Annotated in this window: 18 protein-coding genes and 1 tRNA gene; 5 read left to right on the top strand and 14 right to left on the bottom strand. The window is 41.6% G+C overall.

What is annotated here, in order from left to right; genetic code table 11:
* Positions 1–385: 385 nt before the first annotated feature.
* The 5 genes from IM477_RS03870 to IM477_RS03890 all read right to left on the bottom strand — a co-directional run bounded on the left by IM477_RS03870 (position 386) and on the right by IM477_RS03890 (position 6,789).
* Positions 386–4,573 (bottom strand): AAA domain-containing protein, encoded by a 4,188-nt coding sequence (locus IM477_RS03870; RefSeq protein ID WP_287730601.1) that lies wholly within the window; start codon positions 4,571–4,573, stop codon positions 386–388.
* Positions 4,574–4,635: 62 nt separating this feature from the next.
* Positions 4,636–4,965, bottom strand: coding sequence for a HigA family addiction module antitoxin (locus IM477_RS03875; RefSeq protein WP_002735448.1), 330 nt, complete (start codon positions 4,963–4,965; stop codon positions 4,636–4,638).
* 8 nt (positions 4,966–4,973) lie between these two features.
* Complete coding sequence (locus IM477_RS03880) at positions 4,974–5,267, bottom strand: type II toxin-antitoxin system RelE/ParE family toxin (RefSeq protein ID WP_024970831.1); 294 nt, start codon at positions 5,265–5,267, stop codon at positions 4,974–4,976.
* A 343-nt stretch (positions 5,268–5,610) separates the two neighbouring features.
* On the bottom strand, positions 5,611–5,835 hold the full coding sequence (locus IM477_RS03885; RefSeq protein WP_287730602.1) for a hypothetical protein: 225 nt from the start codon (positions 5,833–5,835) through the stop codon (positions 5,611–5,613).
* A 12-nt stretch (positions 5,836–5,847) separates the two neighbouring features.
* Positions 5,848–6,789 (bottom strand): homogentisate phytyltransferase, encoded by a 942-nt coding sequence (locus IM477_RS03890; RefSeq protein WP_287730603.1) that lies wholly within the window; start codon positions 6,787–6,789, stop codon positions 5,848–5,850.
* A gap of 63 nt (positions 6,790–6,852) precedes the next feature.
* On the opposite strand from IM477_RS03890, the gene IM477_RS03895 reads away from it, so the two are divergent.
* Positions 6,853–6,939: transfer RNA gene (locus tag IM477_RS03895), tRNA-Ser, on the top strand.
* Between the two features lie 166 nt (positions 6,940–7,105).
* On the opposite strand, the gene IM477_RS03900 is transcribed toward IM477_RS03895, so the two are convergent.
* On the bottom strand, positions 7,106–7,768 hold the full coding sequence (locus tag IM477_RS03900) for a class I SAM-dependent methyltransferase (RefSeq protein ID WP_287730604.1): 663 nt from the start codon (positions 7,766–7,768) through the stop codon (positions 7,106–7,108).
* A gap of 106 nt (positions 7,769–7,874) precedes the next feature.
* Here IM477_RS03900 and IM477_RS03905 point away from each other — a divergent pair, with 106 nt between their 5' ends.
* Positions 7,875–10,886, top strand: coding sequence for a hybrid sensor histidine kinase/response regulator (locus IM477_RS03905; protein WP_287730605.1), 3,012 nt, complete (start codon positions 7,875–7,877; stop codon positions 10,884–10,886).
* Positions 10,887–10,898: 12 nt separating this feature from the next.
* On the opposite strand, the gene IM477_RS03910 is transcribed toward IM477_RS03905, so the two are convergent.
* From IM477_RS03910 to IM477_RS03925, 4 genes are all read right to left on the bottom strand, one after another.
* Complete coding sequence (locus IM477_RS03910; RefSeq protein WP_287108209.1) at positions 10,899–11,297, bottom strand: hypothetical protein; 399 nt, start codon at positions 11,295–11,297, stop codon at positions 10,899–10,901.
* A gap of 24 nt (positions 11,298–11,321) precedes the next feature.
* Positions 11,322–11,843, bottom strand: coding sequence for a hypothetical protein (locus IM477_RS03915; protein WP_287108210.1), 522 nt, complete (start codon positions 11,841–11,843; stop codon positions 11,322–11,324).
* Between the two features lie 55 nt (positions 11,844–11,898).
* A complete protein-coding gene (locus tag IM477_RS03920) occupies positions 11,899–12,651 on the bottom strand; it encodes a class I SAM-dependent methyltransferase (protein WP_287730606.1) in 753 nt (250 codons plus the stop codon).
* Between the two features lie 80 nt (positions 12,652–12,731).
* On the bottom strand, positions 12,732–13,223 hold the full coding sequence (locus IM477_RS03925; protein WP_287730607.1) for a hypothetical protein: 492 nt from the start codon (positions 13,221–13,223) through the stop codon (positions 12,732–12,734).
* 191 nt (positions 13,224–13,414) lie between these two features.
* On the opposite strand from IM477_RS03925, the gene uvrB reads away from it, so the two are divergent.
* Together uvrB and IM477_RS03935 are read left to right on the top strand one after the other, a co-directional pair.
* On the top strand, positions 13,415–15,418 hold the full coding sequence (gene uvrB, locus IM477_RS03930; protein ID WP_287730608.1) for an excinuclease ABC subunit UvrB: 2,004 nt from the start codon (positions 13,415–13,417) through the stop codon (positions 15,416–15,418).
* Between the two features lie 4 nt (positions 15,419–15,422).
* Complete coding sequence (locus IM477_RS03935) at positions 15,423–16,442, top strand: flagellar assembly protein H (protein WP_287730609.1); 1,020 nt, start codon at positions 15,423–15,425, stop codon at positions 16,440–16,442.
* 150 nt (positions 16,443–16,592) lie between these two features.
* On the opposite strand, the gene IM477_RS03940 is transcribed toward IM477_RS03935, so the two are convergent.
* The 3 genes from IM477_RS03940 to IM477_RS03950 form a co-directional block, all read right to left on the bottom strand.
* Positions 16,593–19,472: a UPF0182 family protein gene (locus IM477_RS03940; protein WP_287730610.1), complete on the bottom strand. Its 2,880-nt coding sequence runs from the start codon at positions 19,470–19,472 to the stop codon at positions 16,593–16,595.
* Positions 19,473–19,617: 145 nt separating this feature from the next.
* Positions 19,618–20,844, bottom strand: a complete 1,227-nt coding sequence (locus tag IM477_RS03945) for a glycoside hydrolase family 10-like protein (protein ID WP_147070927.1) — start codon at positions 20,842–20,844, stop codon at positions 19,618–19,620.
* Between the two features lie 157 nt (positions 20,845–21,001).
* Positions 21,002–22,129, bottom strand: a complete 1,128-nt coding sequence (locus IM477_RS03950) for an ABC transporter permease (protein WP_079207658.1) — start codon at positions 22,127–22,129, stop codon at positions 21,002–21,004.
* 84 nt (positions 22,130–22,213) lie between these two features.
* On the opposite strand from IM477_RS03950, the gene IM477_RS03955 reads away from it, so the two are divergent.
* Entirely contained in the window at positions 22,214–23,149 is a 936-nt protein-coding gene (locus IM477_RS03955; protein ID WP_287730611.1) for a 2OG-Fe(II) oxygenase, read from the top strand.
* 67 nt (positions 23,150–23,216) lie between these two features.
* Here the strand turns inward: IM477_RS03955 and IM477_RS03960 are convergent, their stop codons facing one another.
* Positions 23,217–25,415, bottom strand: coding sequence for a phosphoketolase family protein (locus IM477_RS03960; protein ID WP_287730612.1), 2,199 nt, complete (start codon positions 25,413–25,415; stop codon positions 23,217–23,219).
* Positions 25,416–25,481: the final 66 nt, after the last annotated feature.

Here is a 25,481-nt window from a genome sequence, read left to right on the forward strand (position 1 = left end):
AAGCCACTCTTAATCGTGTCTTGGAACGAAATAGAGGCTTTTAAAGACTGCGTACATGGAGAATTAAAACAAGAATTACCCTCGAAAAGCCTATTTTTCCACTAAGTATTTATGCTCATTGCAAAGGTGAGATGCTCCCCTCACAAATCACAAAACGTTTAGGAGAGAGAGACTTATAAGGTTTCAGGCTGGGAATAGATTGACGCACGATTTATCTATTTGAAAAGATTGGTTACAATTTTGTAAATCTCTCGTTAGAAGTATAGCTAGTCTCTTAATACTCCATTGCTCAGTTATTATCAATTACAAGTCAGCATCAAATCAGGTTATGCCGTCATAATCCCAATCGATCGCCCAGTAGTCAATCAAGGCAGCAAGGTTATCCTTAATCGCCTTCCTTAGTTCGGCTTTTTAGTGAGCTTGTCAAAACCTGTACTTGATGCTTATCAATATTGTCATTAAACAGAGTATCGGTACATTCAGAACGTAAAGCTTTCCATAATGTTGCTTCTTCATAGTGTTCAATCTCTTTTGGAATATAATCTAGGAGAGTTTTAGAGCAAACTACTATTAAACGTTTTTTAACTCTTGAAAATGCAACGTTTGAGCGATTTAAACTAAGAATGAACTCCACATTCTTGCCAATTGCTGATGAATTACTTGCTGTTGCAGAAACGATCACATTGTCACGCTCACCACCCTGCACTTTCTCGACTGTATCAATTACATCTACAGCATTTCCATAATAATTTGCTAATTGTGTTTTTAGTAGCGATCTTTGAGCGCGATGGGGTGTAATAATTGCAGTAGAACCATCAGGAATTTTTCCTCCTGCATCAAGAATATTTTTGATTATTTTCACTTCAATTTGATTGCTACGTTTTGATTCACGTTCATCATGAACAACAAGATAAAGACCTCCATTTCCCTGTAAAAGTTTTTCCCAAGTTCCCGTAATTTCATCTTGTTCTATATTTTCATCTCCTGGTTTTCCTTGTAATTTAATGTTATCTTTGTGATAAAGACGTGCAATAAGTTCACGAATTTCATGGGGTAAACGATGAGTATAATCTAAAGCTGAACGTAATATTGCTTCATCAGATATTTCAATATCTAAGTTTTCTTTAAGATTTTGAATAGCTTGATAAGCACTGACATAGGGTTGATAAAGTAAAACAGGAGGACGATCTTCATTTTCCCAATCATGAGTAATAATAGGAGCGAGTTGTCTGTGATCTCCTGCCAACATAATTTCACCATCATCTTTAACTAATGTAGCTAAAGCCAGAAAGTGAGGAAATACCATCATACTTGCTTCATCGACTATTAAAGTAGTTGTTTTAAAACCTTGAGGATAATATTGAGGAAAAGTTTTTGCCTGTTGCAGTGTATTTAACATCTTTAAAATTGCGCCCGTTGTTCCACCAATAACTGCTATACAGTTATATATAGTTATTTTTTTAGCTGTTTTCTTACCTCGTAAATTATTAATTTTTTCAAAGCAAGATTTTGCGGAAAAATCAGTGATATTTCCGCCTGTTCTCTTAATTTCTTTAGAATGCACTTTACTCAACTTAATTGGTGGAACAGAAAGTTGATAATCATTGGCGTGTTCTTGCAAAGTTGGCAACAATTTATCTAAACGTAAGAGTAAATTATCTACAGCAGTATGCGTATGAGCCGCAATCAGAACAATATCGCCAACATTGCGACGCGCCAAGATTCTTAGAAAAGTAGCGATCGCAGTTGTTTCTGTTTTCCCAGTTCCCGGTGGTCCTTGTAAAAGTTGAATTCTTGTATTCAATCCCTTAATAATTACTTCAAGTTGCTTTTCATCCAGTTTTTGATTGTTTGATAACGGTAAAGTATCAAGTAGATTACGGTATTGTTCTAAATCATTCTCCGAAATAGGAGTTTGTGGGGGGATTTGAGGATTTTGCGGATTTAACCACTGACAAACATGATTTCCTCGACTTTTTTGTAGTTTATCATCAACTTTTCCAGCAACAAAATCCGATGGACTTTCATCTAAAGTCGCGTTTTGAAAAACTTGTGTTACGCCGTTATAAGATTTACTGTAAAGTTGATAGAGTTGTGACTTACCAGGAATAACAGAAAGCTCTATCTGCTCAGTATCCCAGTCAATTTTTTCTACAACACAGGTACTTCCACCAGCAAAAAGTTGTCTGATTGTTTGACCTTGATGTGGATTTTCGGAACTAGGACTAAGCCTAACAAAATAATCTACATCAATGGTGCAGTTAGCTTGTAAAACTTTAGCCGTAATATTATATCCATCAAGATTAATTTCTGCTGTTAGTCTATTATCACCCTGTAACCTTACATTTTTTACAGGTATTGTTCTCCCTAAAGAAACACGGTAGATAGGTGGTATTAAATGATTAGCAATCCAATCTGTTACCTTAACGTGCTGATCCAAACGAAGAAAATCAATAGCTGCCTGGGCAGCATCATCCACACCTAAACTAAAATCGGGTAAATCAGCAATAGTCAAAGATTCTTTAATTATTTCTGCATTCTTAAATCTAATTCCTTCTTCAATCCATCTGATAGCATGAGTACGAGCGCGAAAATACTCTTTTAAATAACTCAGTTTTTTTGCTTCATTGTAACGTTCAATGGAGCTTTTTAACTTGGGGGGAAGTGTTGGCTCATTAGGGTCAGGAAGTGTTCGCCATAAGGCACGCCAATAAGCTGCACTTAGAGAATTAAAGTATCTTAGTCTAACTTCAAACTGATGTTTACGGGTATTTTGAGAATTTGATACTGCCCATTGATTATTCTCATCAATTTCTAAGTTTGTCTTAAAATCAAAAACATCTTGAGAAAAAACTTGATCTAAACTAACAACTTTACCACTAATTTTTCGTTGCCAATGATAACGCCTTCCAAACCACTTTAGAGAACTTACAACGGCTAAATCTCTACCTGTCCATCCTAAAGCATAATGGCGATCTACTTCATCGGAAAGACAAGAGTAAATAAGTTGTTCTAAACTTTCCCGACAACCCAACAATTCTCGTAAATGACTTAATAATTGAGAACTAACACGAGAACAACCCTCAACTAATTGAGTCATTTCTTGACGTGACCAAACATAAAAATGAATGGGGGCTTGTTCTGTTTCCGCAACCGAGTCGATTGCATCCACTAATTCTAATAAAAATCCTTGAATTAGCTGTTTTTCAGCACCATTATCTTCTTTGTAATCTCCTGTCCATGCTGATCTTTGAAAATCAATTACATCTTTTCCCTCAAGTTCTTTTTCTTTAAAAATAGGTTTATTATTTTCATCAATTCCTTCTTCTAAATATTCTTTAATGTTAGGATCTGTTCGCAATTTACCATCTGCATTTTGCTCAAATTTTGGGTCTAATTTTCCCTCACTTTTAGTAACATGAGCAGCCAGCGCACCTATTCTATTTTCTACATAATCATATTCAACAGAAAGATAGACACGAATGAGTCTTTCTCCATTAATTTTATGTTCAGGAAGTTGACTGTTACCTGAATATTTTGGCAGTTGTTGCACTTCATAGGTTCCTGGATCTAAGTCTCCATCAGGAAGAGTACGCCTACGAGTTTTTGCCTTTAATTTAAGCAGTTCTAGATTCTCTGTAAAACTTATATCTTGTTGAAGTTGAATAGCTTGATTTCCTGCTAAGTCAATCTCGGCTAAATCATCAAGATTTTGAATACCTACTTTATTCAATGATTTAACAACTGATGAATCTATTGCCAGTAATTCTAAACGTCTTTGCCTTGCACTTTCAGCTAAACAATGAACACTCAATGTACAGTCACTACATTTTTGGTCTAATTGATAATCTAAATTAGTTAAATCAGTTTCAACAATACGCTTTAGCACACCATCAGAAGCTATTAAACGATTAATATCAGCTTCTATTGTATCTAAATTTAAGGCTTCTGATTTAATAATATCCTGACTTTTATTTGTATTTTCATCAATACGAACTACAACACATTCAATATTTTTAGGCTTTAAATTTATTCCATTGATAGTGATTGGATTATCGTTTATCAGTTGACATACAAGCATTCGATATAAAGCAACTTGTACTCGATGATAAGTTCTATCTTTTCGAGACGCTTTACACTCAACTAATCGCAGTTTAGGTTGTTCATTTTCCCAAAAAACAATTACAAAATCAATTTGCCCACTAATCTCAAATTCTCCCAGTTTTCCATTGATACCAATTTCTCGTCCATAAGCTTTTTGTCCGACTGACAAATTTGTTAACTTTTCAACAAAGTCATTCCACTTAGTTGATTTGTCTTTCTCAGAATTCTGCTCTCTTTGGATTAAATCTACTAATCCTTCTTTTTTAAGTGATTTCTCCCATTTATCCTCTCTTTTTCGACCTTCTACTTCTAAAACCGGGTCTAAAGAGGTTGAAAAAATCAACTCAGAAAAAGGAATATCTTTTTTGGCAAGTTCATAATCTTTGTACTTTAACTTGAAACGGCGATCGCATGATTGATAACGAATATATTCAGCAATGTCAGTAGCTCTAACCAATGGCATTGTCATTTGAGCTTCTTGGTTCTCCGTATTTTCGTCGGGCATATTCGTAGATTTCTCGAATGTTTGTATTATAATTCACTAAAATTTGTCATTTTACAACACTTTAGAGGAGATATTTTCTCTATTTCCCCGTCCTCCTTCTTTTTTACCTGATAAATATCCCACCGCAATTGCAGATTCAGCCAGAAATCGGGTGAGTTGCCGAAGAACTTTGCCAGACGGAGTGCCGTGCTGGGGGTAATGCCTCGTCGGGCATTGACTAGCTCGTTGACTCGCTGGTAAGGAACGTGAAGTCTTAAAGCCAGCTCTCGCTGTGTCAGGTTCATCGGTTCCAGAAAATCATAAAGGAGAACTTCTCCTGGATGGCTGGGGGCGCGATGGGTTGGTACTCGGATCATCTTTCACCTCAATGGTAGTCCACTATCTCTACTTGAGAAGGTCCGCTTTCTGTCCAAACGAAACAGATGCGGTACTGGTCGTTGATTCGGATGCTGTACTGCCCCTTCCTATCTCCTCGGAGTGCCTCCAACTTATTCCCTGGTGGAATTCGGAGATCGTCAAGGGAGACCACAGAGTCAAGCTGGTCGAGCTTGCGTCGCGCCACTGCCCACGCCGTTTTTGGACAGGTGCGCCGAGCTGCTCTCGTATCCACACCGTTGAAGATATCCTCTGTCCCATTGACTCCAAATGAAACGATCATAGCTTCATGGTATCACGGCTATCATGCTATGCAAAGCAGAAGAGGAATAACTTAGCTAAATCTGGCTTGTGGCTAACGTCACCTCAATGCTGAGATATGCCACTGTGATCGCCATCGCTGTAGGGTGCGTTCCCCAAAATCGATCGCTGGATCAGTAGGAGCCACATTAGGGAACCCACCATGCACATTAATTGAATCTGTGAGTCTAAGTGCGAGCGCACCTAAAAATGAGCAGCAATTCCAAATTTAAGGTTTCATGACATAAAAATCCTTATGACAATTTGTAACCCCTAAATCAGGTTTTTATGTCAAACTATTTTGAAAGCCTTGCTAGAAACCAGCTTTAGGGATAAGTATAATTACTCACTTGCATCAATGAGATGCTCCCGATAATTTTAACTGCTGGGGGACGACTTTTCTGCACGGTCATCACCAGAAAAAATTCCTCGCTACCCGTGGCTAAAATGCGCTCACCTGTATTAGTTTTCTCGACTCTTAAAGTCACGGGAGTGATAAAATTTCCCTGCATATTTGCCCCATTTTGAGTGATAATAAAACTACCTAGCAAAAGGAGATATTTTCATAGTAAACAAGCGAGGGGAAATATAAGGTATTCTAGGAAGAATAATTTCCAAATAAATTGGTAAAATCGGCTTATTTCGCTTTTATCTTCTAAATTTACCCCGCGACTACGCCACCAAAGAAGAAGAAGTAGGAGCAGATGGGCGACAATGGCCAGAGGAGAATTAATTCCCGTTATCCCCAAGAGACCGACGGCAATCATCCCTGCATAACATAGAGAAATTGTCAATAGGGAAATTGTTAAGATTTTTTCTGGGCCGAGCAGGAGGGTAAAAGTGGTAATTTGGTAAATGCGATCGCCTTCTAGGTCAGGAACATCTTTAAAAATAGCGATCGCAACGGTGAAAACGAGAACAAAAGCTGTTAAAACCCAGACCGAGGCATAGATAGACTGATTTTGATTAATAACTGTGTTGTAGTGGCGAAAAAGACCTAAATTGACGATGACACCCCGGACGGTAAAAATACAGAGGGCTGCCCAGAGGGGAAAGCGTTTTAAACGCACTGGTGGCAAGGAATAGGCAGTACCGATGAGTAAACTAATCCCCACGGTGATTAACAGCCAAAAACCACCGATAAAAGCCAGTATAATTGCTAAAATACCAGTAAAACCCACGATTAACCCTCCTGTTAACCGAGAAAATTCGCCCTTGGCGAGGGGAAGCTGGGGTTTATTGATTTTATCGATGTCGATGTCTTCCAACTGATTTAAACCGACGATATAGACATTACCAGCAAGACAAGCGACCCAAGTGAGCAATAAAACCGACCAATGGCTAAAAAAATCGCTAATATTGCCTAAAGCAATCAAATACAGACTTAAAACACTTAAAGAAGTGCCGATAATCGTATGGGGACGGGAAAATTTCCAGAGACTCCCTAACCGGTCGAGAAAGTTAGGCCGGGGATGGTTAACTGGAAGAAAAGGAGCTTGATTCATAAAAAAAAAATCAATCCTAGGGCAAGTAATCTGTTAAAATAATAATCCAGACTCAAACCCTGTGGAGAGGTGGCAGAGTGGTTGAATGCGGCAGACTCGAAATCTGCTTTAGGGTCACACCTAACGTGGGTTCAAATCCCACCCTCTCCGTTGAACTGATAATTTAGTGCTGTCGTTCTCGGCCATAATTTTTGGTCAACTGTCTTAAGAGATATAGCGTTGTCCTGGGTGGTTTGCGACTACTTAACTAAATTTAGACAACAAAAATCGACCCTGATTGTTAAGAGCAAAAGCTTTTCCACTCTCCCCCACTTCTTTACTTTTTCATTGCCAGGGTCAAACCATCACCAATAGGAATAATACTGATATTTACCCGTTGATCCTGCTGAATTTTGGCATTAAGTGAACGGATAATTTTGGTGCGATTATCGGTGCTATCGGCCGCCGCTACTCGTCCCGACCAAAAAACATTATCGATGGCGATAATTCCGCCGCTTCTGACCAATTGTAACGCCCGTTCGTAGTAGAGATCATAATTACTTTTATCGGCATCGATAAAGACAAAATCAAAACTATTACTTTCTCCCCCGGCGATTAATTGATCTAAAGTCTCCAGGGCCGGGGCAATTCTTAAATCGATTTTATCGGCGACACCGGCCTGCTGCCAATAACGGCGGGCTATACTGGTATATTCTTCCCTTAGATCACAGGCGATCAGCTTGCCTTCTGGGGGTAAAGCTAAGGCTACCACTAGAGAACTATAACCGGTAAAAACCCCTATTTCTAGGGTTTTTTTCGCCCCGATCGCCTGTACCAAAAAAGCCATAAACTGACCTTGTTCGGGGGCAATCTGCATGACTGCCAGGGGTTGAGAGGCAGTTTCTTGACGTAATTGAGCTAAAATAGGAGGTTCTCGCAGACAGATAGATTGATAATAGGAATAAAATTGTCGATCGAGTCCAAGAGTTTGATTAGCCATAAAAAAATTGCTAAAGGATAGAGTTATCGAGTAAAATTCTGGGTAATCTGAAGCTAGAGAGAGCGTATTGGTTGACCAAAAAGGAAGACTTGGCAGGAAGCAAATCATGATGAAACCCGACTCGGATCATCTCTTTAACGAGGATCTCGAACAGCTGTTAGAGAGTTTAGAAGACAAAGACGCCGACGGTGACGAGGCTCTAGAGGAACTTTTTGGCGATAGTATCAATTGGGAAGAATCCGCCACTAATGATCTTTATTCTACCCCCGGACCGGCTCCCAAGTTAGAACCGGAAGATGGGGATGATCTCGAATCTCTGCTGCTAGAAAATGCGGTGGTCCTGGACTCAGAAGCAATTATAGCCATCGGCAACCCCAATTTTTACGACAGCCTCGAAGACTTAGAAGCTTTTCTGGAAAAACCCACGCCACCGGCGCAACCGCCACTACCAGACATCTTTGAATCCCTAGAGGCCTTCCTCTGGGAATCCCCAGCAGTGGACCCGGTGGCTGCGGTGGAACCTCTGATAGGGTTAGAATCACTGGAAATTGCCCCAGAAAGCCTCCTAGAGGATGAATTCAAGGATTTAGAAAAACTCCTCGAAGAAACCAATCAGGTGATGGCAGCAAATCCGGCGGCCAGTGTCAGTCCGCCAGTCGGGTCAAAAAACCTGCGTCCCCTTGTCAGTAAAGCTTTTGAACAGACGATGCGGGTGCCGATCAAACAATTGGATAACCTCAGCAATCTGATCGGGGAACTGGTGGTTAAACGCAATCGCCTTGAAGAGGAACAGGATCGCCTGCGTCTCTTTTTAGATAATTTGCTAACCTGCGTCCAACATCTGGGTGATGTGGGCAGTCGGATGCAGGATCTCTATGAAAGAAGCCTCCTAGAAGGGGCTTTACTGGCTAGTCGCAATTCCGGTGGTGCCATCGGTTACGGTAGAGTTCAGGGAGAAAATCAGGGGGATTCGGCCATGGCTGGCGAACTAGATGCCCTAGAGATCGACCGTTTTACCGATTTCCATTTATTATCCCAAGAGATGATCGAATTGATCGTACGAGTGCGAGAATCGGCCTCTGATCTTCAATTTGTCGTCGATGAAACCGATCAGGTGACGCGCAGTCTGCGACAGGCCACCACCCAACTACAGGAAGGGATGACCAAATCGCGCATGGTTCCCTTTAGTCAAGCCGCCGATCGCCTACCCCGGGCAATTCGCGATATTTCCCTGAAACTCGATAAACAAGCCAAATTAAAAGTGGAAGGGGGTGATGTTCTCATCGATAAGATGATCCTCGAACATCTCAATAGTCCCATGACCCATCTGGTCAACAATGCGATCACCCACGGCATTGAATCACCCCAAGAACGTATGGCCAAAGGGAAACCTGCCCTCGGGACCATCTCTGTCCGGGCATTCCTACAGGGGAATCAAACCGTGATCACCGTTGGTGATGATGGGGCCGGTATTGATGCTGATCAGGTGAAACGCAAGGCGCTCGAAAAAGGCCTGATCGGCGATCAGGAAGCTGAACACCTCAGTCCCCAAGAAGTCTATGAACTCCTCTTTCACCCCGGTTTTAGTACCAAAGATCAGGCCGATGATTTTGCTGGTCGTGGGGTGGGTTTAGATGTGGTGCGGACCAGTTTAATCGATGTGCGCGGGACCGTTACTATTGACTCGGTACTGGGCAAAGGAAGCACTTTTACCATCCGTTTACCCCTAACCCTGAGTATCTGTAAGGCCCTCTGTTGTGTTAGTAATCATGCGCGCATCGGGTTCTCCATGGACGGAGTGGAAGATATGAAGGATTTCCGGTCCAGCGATATCCAAATCGATCGGGAGGGACGGCGCTGCGTTGTCTGGCAAAATACTTTACTACCCTTCCAACCCTTGAGCGAATTGCTTTCCTACAATCGGCAACTAAGTCGCGGTAGTTTTTATACTGGCAAACAGGAGCAAGACTCTTTTTCGATCGTGATCCTGCGCGGTGGTAATAATCTCCTCGCAGTACAGGTGGATCAAGTGATCGGTGAACTGGAAATCGTCATCAAACAGATCGAAGGACCGATTCCGAAAACGGCTGGGATTGCTGGGGCGACGGTTTTGGGCGATGGTACGGTGATGCCGATCGGCGATGTGTTAGAGTTAATCGACATCGCCAGGGGTCGTCTGCGTACCGATAACGGTGGTCTTTGGCGCCAACCTGCCCCCCCCGTAGCGGTGGAAACTAGCCAAAAATCGGGGGCTATGGTTCTGATTGTCGATGATTCGATTACTGTCCGGGGATTGCTCTCTTTAAGCTTTAGTAAAGCCGGTTATCGTGTGGAACAGGCCCGGGATGGTCAAGAAGCTTGGGAAAAATTACGCGGCGGTTTGCCCTGTGATATCGTTTTCTGCGATATCGAGATGCCCCGCATGAATGGCCTAGAATTACTGTATAATTTGCAAAAAGACCCCCGATTAGCGTCGATTCCCGTGGCTTTATTGACTTCCCGAGGAGCGGAACGTCATCGTCAGGTGGCGGCGACATTAGGAGCTAGTGGTTATTTTACCAAGCCCTACACGGAAAGAGATTTACTCTCGGCGGCTGAAAGAATGATTGCGGGGGAAGTGTTACTAGCTAATAGTATTAAAGCGACTCTTAATCAGCCTTTATCCCCCGATGCAACGATTATTGACAGTAATCCCGCTAATTTCTTTGCACAATCGACTCCTCGGGTCTTGATTGTCGATGATTCGGTAACGGCGCGGGAAATGTTAGCGATTTCTTTGGTTAAAGCTGGTTATCGCATTGAAAAGGCCCGAGACGGTTTAGAAGCATGGGAAAAATTACGGGCTGGATTAGCTTGTGATCTGATTCTCTGCGATCTCGAAATGCCTCGCCTGAATGGGTTAGAATTGCTCTCTCGTCTGCAAAAGGATGAACAACTTCAGGGGATACCAGTAGCGATGATTACCTCGCGAGGGTCGCAAAAAATGCAGCATCTCGCCGCTGCTAAAGGGGCAAAAGGTTATTTTGTCAAGCCCTATATTGAGGATGTTTTACTGTCGGCAGCCCGACGTTTAATCGCTGGTGAGGTGTTAATCCAAAAACAAAGTCCCGCGGATTAAGTTCAGTTGGAGTTAAGTTTTATCGAGGAGAATTTCCACTAAGGTTTTTACCGTTGTCTCTAACTGTTCGACGCGCTGCTCTAAACTAAGAGAAGGACCGGGAGGTTTTAAACCATGAATCGCTTGCAAAAATGCCTCCCATCCCTTTGAGCATTTAATATTGTAGGCTTCTTTATAGGCTTTATAGGCATTATTATAGTTACCGTAAAGGGAGATAATATCATCTTTAGTTAAATTTCCTTCAGGCAAAGACTTATGGGCAATATTCAAATTATGCTCGCTTAAACTATTTAAAACTTCTTGCAAGCGGACAGTCAAAGTGGCCGTAATTCCGTAAACTTGGGCGGCATTTTTTAGCTCCTGCTGGTGCAAATCTTCTAGGTTAGCAATTAATTTACTGATTCTAGACATGATTGATTTTACTCCTTAACTGATTTATTTATCTAGCAAAGATTTGTTGATATTTGACTGACCACTCCCCATTTGTGGCCGGTCAGGATCGGAGGGCAAGTTATTATCTATCGAACCAAAATCTTCCCAGTTATCATCGAGAAATAGAGATTTCACTAAAGTCCATAAAATAGTTAGCTTTCCATATACAGACTTGGTACTACGGACATTATGGGCCGCCACTTTTACTTCCATTTCGATCTGCTTTAATTCAGCAATAACTTTCTCTCTCTCCGCCGTAATTTTGGCTGTTTCTTCAGTTAAATTCCGCATTTCTGAAGTTAAAGAATCTAATTCTTTTTGCAGGTCAACATTAGTGGCAGATATTTCAACAATTTGGTCTTTTAAATGACTGTTATCATCTCGATATTGCTGATTCCATCGTTTATATTGTCCTTGAGAGCTTCTCAGGGACTTAATTACAGCAACAGCTTCTTGTAACTCCCGATTATCTGGATAATTTCTGGCTAGTTTATAGAGAGAATCTACTCGATCGTCGATATCCATTTTTATCTACCTCTTTGCCTAGATAATCTTATGATACCCAAGCTGACCGATAAAATTAACCCGAAGAACCAGCCTTTTGGAAAATCATTAAATGTTGTTGGGGCAAAGTATCGATGATTTCTTCTGGCAGTAAACCGATAGCGGCCATTTCTTTTTCTACCTGTCTGCGGGTCATTTTATGAAGGGCCTTGATGGGAATCAGGGGATTTTCACGACGGTATTCTACTAATACCACCCTACCATCGGGTTTTAAGGATTTGACCAGATTCTCCATCATCTCGCGGGGAGAGGAAAACTCGTGATAAGCATCGACCATTAAAGCTAAATCGATCGCATTTATAGGCAATTTGGGATCGGTTTCTGTGGCGAGAATTGTGGTTATATTCTTCACTTGATTTTCCTCGGCTAAAAAATCAATTGCCCCTAACATTTCCGGTTGCACATCGACAGCGAAAACTTGTTCTACTAAATTCGCCATAGGAAAACTCAAATAACCTGTCCCCGCGCCGATATCTGCCACTAGGTCTGTGGGTTTTAAATGTAGTGCGGTGATCAGATCATCGGGTTTTTCCGTGAAACGGCGACTAGGACGTTCTAACCATAACATTTCTTGGTGTCCCATGACTTTAGCGATTTCCCGTCCTAGATAAAATTTACCGATACCATCGCAACTATGAAGCGATCGAATCTGATAATATTCCTCTTGCGCTAAAACTGAAGCATCGTAGGTAAAATTTAATAATCCGAAACCGCAAAAAACCACTATTAGAAACGAGACAATTAAGAAAAATTTTTGCTTAAACAGCATTGGGATTAAAAACGGTGGGCTAGAAAAAATAAATTCCCCGTCCAGGACAGGGAAAAAATCCGTCTTGATCAACAAAACAATTAATCCAAAAATCCCATTAAAGTTTTGGGATCATCGATTTCATTGGAAGCAACGGGACGATTACCCATGACTGTATAAGTTTCGCTAATGTGCAGATGACTGAGAGCGATCGGACGATTGCCAGAAATCGCTAGAGTGCTACTGATTTCCATACCACTAGAGCCGACAGGACGCAATCCACCGACGGAAGAATAGGTACTAACAATTTTCAGATGGCTAACTTCCACGGGACGGCTCCCGGGTAACATTTCATCTTCCGTGAAGTGAAGATGGCTAGTACCAACAGGACGATTTTCGGGTAAGCGATGTTCAGGTTGATAGAATTTTAAGGCTTTGGAAGCCGATTCAGCGTTGTTTTTCACCGAAAGGGCGACCACTTCTTTATCTTTGGCGGTTTTAGCCGTAGTAGCTTTACCGCGTGAGCTGCTGGTCTTTTCTTCTGTGGTTGCTGGGGTTTGAGTCCCGTTCGTTTCTAGATTTTCCACCGTCATAACCTGATACTCCTTTCCGTTAATAGCTTCGGGGAAACGATAAGATTTAAGTTTAGGGTATTCTCGAAGACTTTTAATCTTTTTTTAAAATCCTCTCTAATATTAAGATACATCTTTCTTTCCCAAAACCCTATAAGTGTTGGTAATTTGATTGATAATTTATTTTGCCTGTTCTCTACACCTAGCCGCTAATGACCGCTTTTCAACTACAAGCACCCTTTCAACCCACTGGGGATCAACCGGCAGCGATCAATAAATTGGTAGATTCCCTGCAAAACCAGCATCGTTTCCAAACCCTCTTAGGGGCAACCGGCACCGGCAAAACCTTCACCATTGCCGCTGTGATCGAGAAAATTGGCAGGCCTACCCTCGTTCTTGCCCATAATAAGACCCTGGCGGCCCAATTATGCAACGAATTGCGGCAATTTTTCCCCAATAACGCCGTGGAATACTTTATCAGCTATTACGACTACTATCAACCGGAGGCTTATATTCCTGTCAGCGATACCTACATCGAAAAGAGTTCTTCAATTAATGATGAGATCGATATGCTGCGCCATTCAGCCACGCGCTCGCTGTTTGAACGCAGGGATGTGATCGTAGTCGCTTCCATTAGTTGTATTTATGGTTTGGGAATGCCCGCGGAATACCTGAAAGCGGCGATTTCCTTAACAGTTGGTCAAGAGTTCGACCAAAGGCAATTATTACGGTCCTTGGTGTCAGTGCAGTACAATCGCAATGATTTAGAGTTAACTCGCGGTCGTTTTCGTCTTAAGGGCGATATTTTGGAAATTGTTCCCGCTTACGAGGATCGGGTTATTAAAATTGATTTTTTTGGCGATGAGATTGAAAGTATTCGTTATCTCGATCCCCTGACGGGGGAAGTTTTGCAAAAATTAGAGCGAATTAGTATTTATCCGGCCCGTCACTTTGTTACCCCGGAGGAGCGTTTAGAGGTGGCTTGTCGGGATATTAAAACCGAGTTAGATAACCGTTTATTGGAGTTAGAAAAAGCGGGCAAATTACTGGAAGCGCAACGTTTAGACCAACGGACTCGTTATGATTTAGAAATGTTGCAGGAAGTGGGTTATTGTAATGGCGTGGAAAATTATTCGCGGCATTTAGCGGGTAGATTAGCGGGGGAACCGCCGGAATGTTTGGTGGATTATTTTCCCCAAGATTGGTTATTAGTTGTGGATGAATCTCATGTTAGTGTGCCGCAAATTCGCGGGATGTATAATGGCGATCAATCACGAAAAAAAGTTTTGATCGATCACGGGTTTCGTTTACCCAGTGCTGCGGATAATCGTCCTTTGAAGTCGGAAGAATTTTGGCAGAAAGTTAATCAATGTATTTTTGTTTCGGCCACTCCGGGAGATTGGGAATTAGAACAGTCAGAAAATCGCATTGTTGAACAAATTATCCGACCGACGGGAGTTTTAGACCCTGAGATTTTTGTGCGACCAACCGAGGGACAAGTAGATGATTTATTAGGGGAAATTAAGGAGCGAGTGCAGTTAAATGAACGGGTTTTGATTACCACTTTAACTAAACGCATGGCGGAAGATTTAACCGAATACTTGCAAGAAAGGGGAATTAAAGTTAGATATCTACATTCAGAAATTCAATCAATTCAACGGATTGAAATTATCCAAGACCTGCGAGAAGGGGTCTTTGACGTGCTGATCGGGGTGAATTTGCTTCGCGAGGGGTTAGACCTGCCGGAAGTGTCTTTAGTGGCGATTTTAGACGCAGATAAGGAAGGATTTTTAAGGGCTACCCGCTCTTTAATTCAAACTATCGGCCGGGCCGCTCGTCATATTCGCGGTCAGGCAATTCTTTACGGAGATAATCTCACCGATAGTATGATTAATGCGATCGAAGAAACCAAGAGACGGCGCGCTATTCAAGAGGAATATAACCAAAAACATGGGATTATTCCGCAACCGATTGTTAAAAGGTCGAGTAATTCAATTTTGGCTTTTCTGGATATTTCCCGTCGCCTAAATTCCCAACAATTAGAGCAGGTTTGTGAGAATATAGAAGAACTTTCTTTGGAACAAATTCCCGAGTTAATTCAACAACTAGAAGCGCAAATGAAAGAAGCGGCGAAAAATCTAGAATTCGAGTCAGCAGCTAAATATCGTGATCGGATTAAGCAATTACGAGATAAGTTATTAAATCATGTTAGATAAACCTATGACTAGATTTATTCATGACCAGTTTGCCAAAGATTATCTCGAAGAATTATTATCTTCTCTGGGAGAGGTAAAATCGGCACGGGTTGTACGAGGAGAAGTACGAGAAATCGATGTCTGGTTTTCACCCCAGATTCTCGATAATAATCCTAGAGAACTGCTGGGATTACTGGGAAAAATGGCGATTAATCCCTGTTTATTTGAACCCTTTCGTAATCCTGTCACCGCTACAGAAATTAGAACTTGTCTGTTAAAACTATTGGAAGTGGAAGGGGAAATTAATCGTCAAGCAAATCGTCAGAAAACGAATCTTAACGATGGGGAAATCCCCCGTCTCTGGATTTTGACTCCCAGTGCTTCCTCGCAACTGTTAGGAGGATTCGGAGCTAAATTAGATGAGGAGAATTGGGGGGAAGGTATCTATTTTTTGGCTCCCTCTTTACGCACGGCAATCACCGTTATCCATCAATTACCCCCAACAGAAGCAACTCTCTGGTTAAGAATTTTAGGCCGGGGAAAAGTACAAGCAAGGGCGATCGATGAGTTAGAATCGTTACCAGAGGACCATCCTTTTCGGGTAAATGCTCTAGAATTATTATTAAACTTGAGAACTTCTTTAACTAACGATCAAGAGCTTGAACAGGAGGACAGAGAGTTAATTATGAGATTATCACCTTTATACACTTCCCGTCTTCAGGAAGAACTGGATGCTGGCCGTCAACAAGGTCTTCAACAGGGTCTTCAACAGGGTCTTCAACAGGGTCTTCAACAAGGTCTTCAACAAGGTCTTCAACAAGGTCTTCAACAAGGTCTTCAACAAGGTCTTCAACAAGGTCTTCAACAAGGTCTTCAACAGGGAGAACGTCTGGTGATAGAAAATTTATTGAAAGCTCGTTTTGGTAGTTTAGACCCAGATTTGTCCCTAATCATCGATCGCATTTTATTATTACCAGTGGAGGAGTTTACCCCTTTAATACTCAATTCATCTCGCACAGAATTAATTGCCCACTTTTCTAATTAAAAGCATAACTCAATCCTTTGATGATACTGGATTTTAAAATTGGCTGATTAACCAGAGCAGGCAATTTTCTGGGCAAATTCGGGGATATGGAGGATCGTTCTGGAACCAGCATCAGCTTTTTTTGCTAATTTGTGGCCAATTAGCGGCAATTTAGCTCTGATGACCTGAGAATAGCTTTTCTAAAGCTTCCTTCAAGGTTGGTTCCATGACAATTTTATTTTGATAAGCAACTGTTACTCTAGCGATTGTCGGGACACTATTTTGGTCTGCCACTAGATACAAAGGTTCTACATAAAGCAGCGATTGTTCAATGGGAATAATTAATAGGTGTCCTTGCAAAACTTTAGAACCGTCCCGATTCCAAAGAGAAATCTGTTGAGAAATATCTGGATCTTGGTTAATTAAAGCCTCAATTTGATTCGGCCCGTACACTAACCTTTGTTTAGGAAATTGATAGAGTAATAACTTACCATACTCTCTATCGTCTGAACGCGCAGCTAACCAAGCGATTAAATTTTGCCGACTAGAGGGAGTATAGGGATGGAGGAGAATAAATTCTTCTTTGTCGGCATCGGGCAGTTTCATGATTAAATAATAGGGTGATACAGCCTGGGGTTCCGTGCCGTAAATTTCTAGGGGAATTTCCCATTGATCCTCCCGATTATAAAATACTTGTGGATCGGTCATGTGATAGGTTAATAATCTTTCTGCTTGGGTACTAAATAAATCTTCGGGATAACGGATATGACTGCGGAGAGTTTTCGGCATTTCTGCTAAAGATTTAAAGAGATGAGGAAAGATTTTACTCCACGTCTGAATGATTGGATCATTTTCATCGGCAACATAGAAATTGACCGTTCCATGATAGGCATCCACTACCACTTTGACCGAATTGCGAATATAGTTAAATTTATCTTTCCCCGGGTCAGAATAGGGATAGCGATTGCTGATAGTATAAGCATCAATAATCCAATGTAATTTACTACTACTATCGCCCACATCTGCCGCTACTAAATAGGGGTTGCGATCATAATTTAAAAAAGGGGCAATAGTTTGCACGCGATTTTGGATATCACGACGCATTAATAAGCGAGTTTCGGGAGTAAAATCTTGGCTAAATAACATTTGCCAATCCCGCAGATAAAGGGCAAATAGCCAACGTCTCCACCCCGTACCCACTAGGATTCCTCCCTTACCATCGTAGGTATTATAGACATTTCCATCCCCGCTAGGAAAATCCAATTCTTCTACGGTGGTGGGAGTCATCACATAATTATTAGTTAATTCCCCGTAGTAAATGCGGGGTTTACCAATGGGAATACTATAATCAATTAATTCGCTAGAGGTTTGTAGGGCCCCTTCGTCTTTATTTGTGCCGATATCTTTGACAAAATAGTAGGGTAAACCCCCGGCAGCCACTAAATTAACCGGGGAAAGAGTGAACCCATAACCGTGGGTATAAACGAGATGTTTATTCACCCAAGTGTTAGCAGAAGTGGGAACCGCACTATAATCTAATTCTCTAGCGGCAATAATTGTCTGTTGTTTTTCAGATATTTGACGTTCTTCGATTTTTTCAGGCAATCCTACTCGTACCCGATAGCGATCGATATCAGCATCGGGGAATTTATAATATAAGCGAATTTGCTGTAATTGTCGGTTAGTTTCTAGCAGTGGTTTGGTGTCCCAAAGACGAATATTATCGATAGTTAGATGGTTTCTCTCTAAAACTTCGGCATTTAATTCGGCCTGTGGATCGAAAACTTGGGCATCAATTCTATCTAAGGAAAAAGCCGCTCTTGTGGATTGAATACTTCTTTCGATATAGGGTCTTTCTCTCACTAATTCATTCGGTTGTACGACAGTTCTTTGCAATAGTCCACTGATAATTGTGCCACTTATCCAAACAATTAAATAGAGAAATACAGGAACTAAGTAGGGGAAAAATACCAACTTTTTCTTAGGATTTTTGTATAACTTGCGACGGTCTTTTTTACCAAATAATGCTTTTTCTCCTAACCATATAGAGGTTATTCCTGCAATAATTCCCAGAATAATTTCAATAAATTGACCAACATGAACATCGATATAACCCGCACCATAAACTACCGCTTCCGGAGAATAAAGTAGCAGGTAACGCTGAATAATATGGTGTAATACTAGCAGCCCCATTAACCCACTCCACAGGGCGTATAAATGACGCAGTTGCGGACGGGAAAACCCCGGAAATGTTCCCAGAGAAAGACTATCGGCCGAAAAAAGATAGGTTAAAATAACAGCAAAAAGAGTATATATTCCCACACCAGTGAGCCATAATTCTAGTAACTGCCACAGGGGTAATTGAAAGATGTAAAAACCTAAATCATTCCCGTATTGAGGATCGTTAATATTGAAAGGAACACCATAAAAATATTTTAAAAAATTCGCCCACTGCCCAGCAATAATAAAAGATAGCATGACAGTGAATACTATAGATATTATTCGCAAAAAATACTCGGTTTTAATTAATAATCCCAAGACTAAAAAAGCGATAATTAACCCTTGCCACAAATTACTGGAAATATCAGTTAATACTTGCCTAATCCAAACTATTTGCAGAGGAGAATTGAGGGAAGAACTAAGGTTAGGGAGATTAAAATCTGGTGTCCAGAGACTGAGGGCTAGTTTACTGTAATACAATAACATTGACCCGATCCAAGCTCCAATTCCCGTTGCGATAATCAAAAGGCCGAGTAAATTAATACTAGGAGATTGAGGACTAAGAGGATAACTATCTTCCCGGGGTTTTTGCCAACGAAAACGCTGGGCTAAACGTAAATTAGTAAAAATAAAGAGTAGAGAAAGAATCGCACTTCCCCAACCTAATCCTAGTTGCCAAGATAATTGTTTCAGGAAAGTGTTTAAATAACCCATCTCGGTAAACCAGAGGCTATTGGCTACCACTAATACCCCCAACTGCCCGATCACAAGGCAGCCGAGAAACAGTAAAATAGGTTTAGCGATCGAGCTTCGGTTATGTCTGATCAGCATGGATAAAGTGATAAAAGAGAGTCTTCTTTCATTCTAGCGATTTTAGTTTCTCCCTGCTGCTTTTTCTTAATTTAAAGATAAACTTAAGAAACTATAGCCGGGTTAGGGCAATAATTTAGCTGAAAGTCAGCAATTTTCCCTAATTTTAGCGAGGATTAGCAGACTGGAGTATTTCTCGAAAAATCCTGCGTCGATAGGAAGGAGATTCATTACTCATATTCCATAAAGTTTCGTAGAAAAAGAAAGAAACACCAAAATTTTGTTGTCTCGATTTTTCCACTTGTTGAGTAATATTAACCATCGGAATCGGACGACCTTTTAAACCAGATAAAATCCCAATAGCCACGGGGATAGATTCTCTAGCTTGCTGTAATTCTGGTTGCGATAATTCCCAGTCAAAGGCGTTCATATCAGTTCGATACACTTGTATTATTAACTCATCAATCAAGTTTTTTTGCTGCCATTTTTGCCAATCTAAAAGATAGGACTCTAGAGAGAAAGTGTAGGGATTAGGAGATAGGGAAATAATTGCTTTAGGTTGCTGCTTTTTAATCGTCTGGGCTAAACTATTCATATAGTCAGTAATTTTATCGGCCCGCCATTGAATCCATGCTTTATCTTGGTAATCTTGCGGTGGTAATTGTCCAGAATGTTCCCTTTGATAGAGTTTAATCGTGGTTTCATCATAGCCAAAATCGGTGGGATAACCAAAATGATCATCAAACTGAATTCCTTCTATATCGTAGTTAGTAATAATCTCGCTGACTAAATCCGTAATAAAGTTTTGTACTTGCGGATGTAAGGGATTTAACCACACCCGTTGATGCACTTTTCCTTCCCACCAAATCACACTTTTATCCTGTCTTTGGGTTAACCAATCGGGATGTCGTTTGGCTAATTCTGAATCCGCAGGAGCCATAAAACCAAATTCAAACCAGGGAATAATTCTTAATTTTTTCCGATGACCTTGGCTAATTATTTCCTCTAAAAAGTCGCGATTTTTTAAAGATTCATGGGGATCGATCGCTCGTCCCGTAACTTTTTCTGCTACCCTAGAAGGATAGAGTGTATAACCCCAATTCCAGACCGTGGGATAAATAGTGTTAAAGTTTAAATCGGCCAACCTATCAAGGGCATCTTTTAGGATTTCCGGTTTAAATAATACCTCACTATCGATATTAGTTAACCAAACTCCACGAATTTCGGGGTTTTCTTGGGTTTGATTGGTCGATTGTGCGGGAAAATTAAAGGTTATCGTCATGATAAAAGCAAAGATAATTAAAAATATTAACCAGCTTATTTTCCCGTATCTTTGACTATAAATCACCAAACTATCGGCGAAATTATTAAAAGTTTTACTGATTTTATTCATAATGGGAAGTGGGGAAGTGGGGAAGTGGGGAGGTGGGGAGGTGGGGAGGTGGGGAGGTGGGGAAATTGAACTACAACCCTAAAACCCCAAAACCCCAACCCCTAAAATCTATCTCCTGCCTGCTGCTGACTGCCTCCTGACTGATAAAATAACTAAATTATCTCTCCAAATTGCGAGGATCTAGGGCATCGCGTAAACCATCACCGAGTAAATTAAAAGCTAAAACGGTGAGAATAATTAACAAAGCAGCTGGCCAAATTAACCAGGGTTGTAGAACAATAATTGAGGCATTGGTAGCCAGAGAAAGCATATTTCCCCAACTAGGATCTGGTTGTTGAATTCCCAAACCAATTAAACTTAAAACCGATTCGGCCACGATAAAACCAGGCACGGCTAACGTAGCAGAAATAATGATATAACTGGCAGTTTGGGGCAGCACATGACGCAGAATAATATAAAGGGGTTTTGCTCCCATAGCTTTAGCGGCCTGAATAAATTCCTGTTCTTTCAGGGATAAAACTTGACCGCGAATTACCCGCGCTAATCCCGACCAACTGATAAAAGAAGTAATCAGGACGATTAATAAAAAGCGTTGGGTGCTGGTTAATCCTGCGGGTAAAACGGCCGCTAGGGCCACGAGTAAATATATGCCGGGGATAGTCATTAAAACTTCCACAAAACGCATTAAAATCGCATCTAACCAACCGCCAAAATAGCCAGAAACGCCACCGACAAATAAACCGATAGGGAAAGAAATTAAAATCCCGACCAAACCGATAAATAAACTAATTCTGCCCCCGAAAATCAAGCGACTAAAACTATCGCGTCCCGATTCGTCAGTTCCCAATATATTGATTCTACCATCGCCGATGACTCCGAACAGATGGAGATCAAAAGGGATACCGGGGAATAAAGTTACTTCCTGCCATTTTGGCGGCAAAGGTAGGCGAATTTGACCGAAATTATAGGTTTCACCCTTAACCAAGAGACGCAGCGGCAAGGGTTTGTTAAAATCTCTCATTAGCTTCCGCTCACCAGTTTCTATATTAATAGCACTTTGAGTGGTGGGATAGACGTGGGGGCCAATCCACTCACCCTTGTTACTTCCCGACTGCGAGCGCCAAAAGATTTGGGTGGGGGGTAGGAGAGACTGACCGGGTTGGGAGGAGTAGGGAGAGTAGGGAGCGACAAAATCCGCCGCCATTACGCTTAAATAGAAGATTAACAGTAAAACTGCTCCCCAACGGGCGAGAGGATTATCTTTGAGTTTGTGCCACCAGTCCATAGGCGATGAGGTCAATAGGAGAGTTAATCTTTATTTTGCTACTTTGATTGCTACAATTCATCATACCAACAAAAAAGCTGTCTAATGTTTATTAATCCCCTTGTATATGAGAAATCTTCTGTCTATCGTCAAGATTTTGAGACAGCGCAACCGTTTAAGCATTTGGTCATCGATAATTTTTTAGTTGGGGAGCAAGCGCAAATTTTGCTGGAAAATTTTCCGAGTTTTAAGCCGCAAAAAGCCATTAGTGAGTTAGGAAAAGTTGGCGGGAAGGCGGTTAATGAGGATTTAATCGGTTTAGGGGGTGTTTATCAACAGTTTGCCCGCCACGTTCAAGCTCAAGAGTTTTTAGAGTTAATTTCCGAATTAACCGGTGTCGATAATTTAATTCCAGACCCTAGTTTTTATGGGGGTGGAACCCACGAAAATTTACAGGGTCAAGAATTAGACCCTCACATTGATTTTAACCTCGATGAGCGTCATTGGTATCATCGCCGCTTGAATTTATTAATCTATTTAAATCCCCAATGGCAAGCAGATTGGGGAGGTAATCTAGAGTTACATTCCAATCCACGTCAACCGGAAGAAAATAAGATTAAATCTTTTGTACCTATCTTTAATCGTTGTCTTATTTTTGAAACCAATGAATATTCATGGCATGGATTTTCTCAGATTAATTTACCAGAAAATAAACGGCATTTATCGCGTAAATCTCTGTCTATCTATCTCTATACCAAAGAACGTCCGAACCAGGAATTATCACCATCTCATACAACTTTTTACATCCCGCGCCCGCTGCCAGAAAATATTCAACCCCATCAAGTTTTAAGCTCGGAAGATTACCAACAAATTAAAATTTTACTGAAAAGACGGGATGATTTAATTCGTTTTTATCAAGATAGAGAACTGAAAGAATCTCAGGAGTTAGTTAGTTTAAAATCCCATATTAAGCGCTATCTATCCCTCCAATATCCTCGCCTATGGAAAATTATTAAAAGTTTACTCCGTTGGCGAAAGTGACCTGAGAAAAAATCCCTACTTTCCAATCAGAGAGAGTAGGGAATAATCAAAAAAACTAACTGGGAACTTAGCCTAATAACTGGGTAGCACGCGCAGTTAAAGCATTGGCAGTCAAACCATTATAGGCCATAATTTCCCCGGCACTGGCGGTGGTTTCTCCCCGTTTCCAAGCGAAGACATCCCGACGCGCATTACTGCGTAACATAATCGGTTCTAACATGGCGCTTGTACCACCGGTTACTCCGATTAAAGCATCACCGGCAAAGAGACTGTCAAAACCAGCATCATCGAGGAAATTATTATCAGCTGCCGAGCTAGTTTCACTCATCACATCGCTAGGACGGTAGAGACGACGGGGATTAATTACCGAGACGATTTTTACACCGATTCCCGCTGCTTCTAACTGTTGTGCAGACTCAAAGACGGGTAATAAAGTCATATCGCCAATGACGGCAAAAACAACTTTTTTACTGCCTTCCGATTCGTGGAGAATTACGCCGCCTTTTTCTAAAGCTTGACGGGTTTGCTCAAAAGTGGTTCGCACCGGTAAAGGCGATTTACTAGCGGTGATTGTAATGCCTTTATTGCTAGTTCCTAACGCCCATTCATAACAGACTTGAATACTGTTAGCATCGCAGGGAAAGAGAGGAAAAATATTGCCATTTCGCATCATAGCGGCGAAATAATTTTCAATCTCTGGGCGTTGGTGTGTCCAACCATTACGCCCTTGCTCTAAGGCTCCGGCGGTGAATAAAGTAATAGTAGAAGGGGTGGGACGACGTAACTCGGCCATCGCTTGGGTTACAGTCTGCCAAATCGGTAAACCATTGATAGCAAAAGACTCGTAGGAACACCATAAAGTCCGCGCTCCCAAGAGAGATAAAGCGACGGCTAATCCAGCACAGGCATCCTCGCTTAAAGGCTCATAAACTTGACCGTTAGGTGCTTGGAAATAGGTATCATCGCTGGTGGGGTGAATAATCTTTAAACCGACGTTAATATTATTAATTCCCGAAGCGGCATTACCATCAGCATTAGTGACGACAAAATTGGGGTCAGCTTTACCCACAGCTACCACTAATTCCCCCATGGCAGTGGTGGCCACTTTTTTATCACCACCCACAGTATATTCCGTCATCGGCAAGGTTCCTAAATCCGGCAGCGGGAAGACTTTTTCCGTTACCACTGTTTCCACTGCCGGACCGCCTCCAGAGCGCTCGAAATTAGTACGAACAATTGCCCAAGCTTCAGGGGGTAAAGCGCGTTCTTGTAAGGCACTAACGATATAATCTTTTTCTAAAGAATCGCCGGGATAAAGATTATGGGAAGCCGCTCCCCGTTTGTGAACTCCCGCCCCTTTAAGTTGTTTAATAATGATCACCGTTAGTTGGCCTCCTAAAGCTAATTGGGCGGCTTTATCCGTGGCCATTAACACCGCTTTCATGAACTCCAGACGCTGGTTAAAAGAGAATTTGGTGCTATCTACATATTCCCCATTTTGATTAGCATTATCGAAGTCTTTGGCATTAATGAGAATCACTTCCTCGAAACCATTACCGCGCCAATAGGCTTCCATTTCGGCGTTAGTTTTCAGGGACACCATGCTATGGTGTTCTTGGGAATAGCCATTCCAGACTAAAATCGGCAGAAAATTGGTAATTTCGGGATAAGCAGTGTGAAAATGACCAAAACTACTCATAATGTACGGTTCTCCTAAACCACCATCCCCGATAGTCACAGGGAAAAGGGTATTAGGGTGTAATTTGGCCGCCGCCATGGCGAAATGTTGGCCTTGGCCCAAAGGACCAGCCGGCCCGAGCAGTCCGGGGATTTGTCCGGAAAGATGCCCTAAAAGTCCGTGTTTTTCCCGAAAACGTTCTCCCAATTCCCTGACGTTGCTGATGCCCATGGCTTCGAGAGAGCGATCGAGAAAGACGTTACTATAAAAACCGGGGGCATGATGGCCCACTTCGGTGAAGATATTTTTCTGGCCTAACATCATCAAAGAGGCAATCACGTCGGCAGCGCTGGCAAAACCGCCGGGGTGTCCCGATTCTTTGGTAGCGGTGATTTGTAGGGTGAGGTAACGCAAAGCATCGGCGGCTAGGAGGGTTTGATAGATAGCATTCGGGTCATTAGCGGCAATAATAGCGGTTTTTCCCTCAGCGATAGCGGCTTTTCCTGCATATTTATCAAATTCGGGTAAGGAACCCCCAAAATATTTTATTCCTTGACAAAAATCGGGAATTGTGCTAGTAGCTGTCATAAAATTAATATACCCCTTTACATACAGGCAATCGTTAAAACTATCTTACAGTTAGCGGTAACTCTC

The sequence above is a fragment of the Microcystis sp. M090S1 genome (assembly GCF_020246295.1).
In the GTDB taxonomy this organism is placed as follows: Bacteria; Cyanobacteriota; Cyanobacteriia; order Cyanobacteriales; family Microcystaceae; genus Microcystis; species Microcystis aeruginosa.

Excerpts from the sequence above, each read along its gene's own strand:
- IM477_RS03870 (WP_287730601.1), bottom strand. The coding sequence starts at position 4,573 with ATGACAATGCCATTGGTTAGAGCTACTGACATTGCTGAATATATTCGT.
- IM477_RS03875 (WP_002735448.1), bottom strand. The coding sequence starts at position 4,965 with ATGATCCGAGTACCAACCCATCGCGCCCCCAGCCATCCAGGAGAAGTT.
- IM477_RS03880 (WP_024970831.1), bottom strand. The coding sequence starts at position 5,267 with ATGATCGTTTCATTTGGAGTCAATGGGACAGAGGATATCTTCAACGGT.
- IM477_RS03890 (WP_287730603.1), bottom strand. The coding sequence starts at position 6,789 with ATGAATCAAGCTCCTTTTCTTCCAGTTAACCATCCCCGGCCTAACTTT.
- IM477_RS03900 (WP_287730604.1), bottom strand. The coding sequence starts at position 7,768 with ATGGCTAATCAAACTCTTGGACTCGATCGACAATTTTATTCCTATTAT.
- IM477_RS03905 (WP_287730605.1), top strand. The coding sequence starts at position 7,875 with ATGATGAAACCCGACTCGGATCATCTCTTTAACGAGGATCTCGAACAG.
- IM477_RS03910 (WP_287108209.1), bottom strand. The coding sequence starts at position 11,297 with ATGTCTAGAATCAGTAAATTAATTGCTAACCTAGAAGATTTGCACCAG.
- IM477_RS03915 (WP_287108210.1), bottom strand. The coding sequence starts at position 11,843 with ATGGATATCGACGATCGAGTAGATTCTCTCTATAAACTAGCCAGAAAT.
- IM477_RS03920 (WP_287730606.1), bottom strand. The coding sequence starts at position 12,651 with ATGCTGTTTAAGCAAAAATTTTTCTTAATTGTCTCGTTTCTAATAGTG.
- IM477_RS03925 (WP_287730607.1), bottom strand. The coding sequence starts at position 13,223 with ATGACGGTGGAAAATCTAGAAACGAACGGGACTCAAACCCCAGCAACC.
- uvrB (WP_287730608.1), top strand. The coding sequence starts at position 13,415 with ATGACCGCTTTTCAACTACAAGCACCCTTTCAACCCACTGGGGATCAA.
- IM477_RS03935 (WP_287730609.1), top strand. The coding sequence starts at position 15,423 with ATGACTAGATTTATTCATGACCAGTTTGCCAAAGATTATCTCGAAGAA.
- IM477_RS03940 (WP_287730610.1), bottom strand. The coding sequence starts at position 19,472 with ATGCTGATCAGACATAACCGAAGCTCGATCGCTAAACCTATTTTACTG.
- IM477_RS03945 (WP_147070927.1), bottom strand. The coding sequence starts at position 20,844 with ATGAATAAAATCAGTAAAACTTTTAATAATTTCGCCGATAGTTTGGTG.
- IM477_RS03950 (WP_079207658.1), bottom strand. The coding sequence starts at position 22,129 with ATGGACTGGTGGCACAAACTCAAAGATAATCCTCTCGCCCGTTGGGGA.
- IM477_RS03955 (WP_287730611.1), top strand. The coding sequence starts at position 22,214 with ATGTTTATTAATCCCCTTGTATATGAGAAATCTTCTGTCTATCGTCAA.
- IM477_RS03960 (WP_287730612.1), bottom strand. The coding sequence starts at position 25,415 with ATGACAGCTACTAGCACAATTCCCGATTTTTGTCAAGGAATAAAATAT.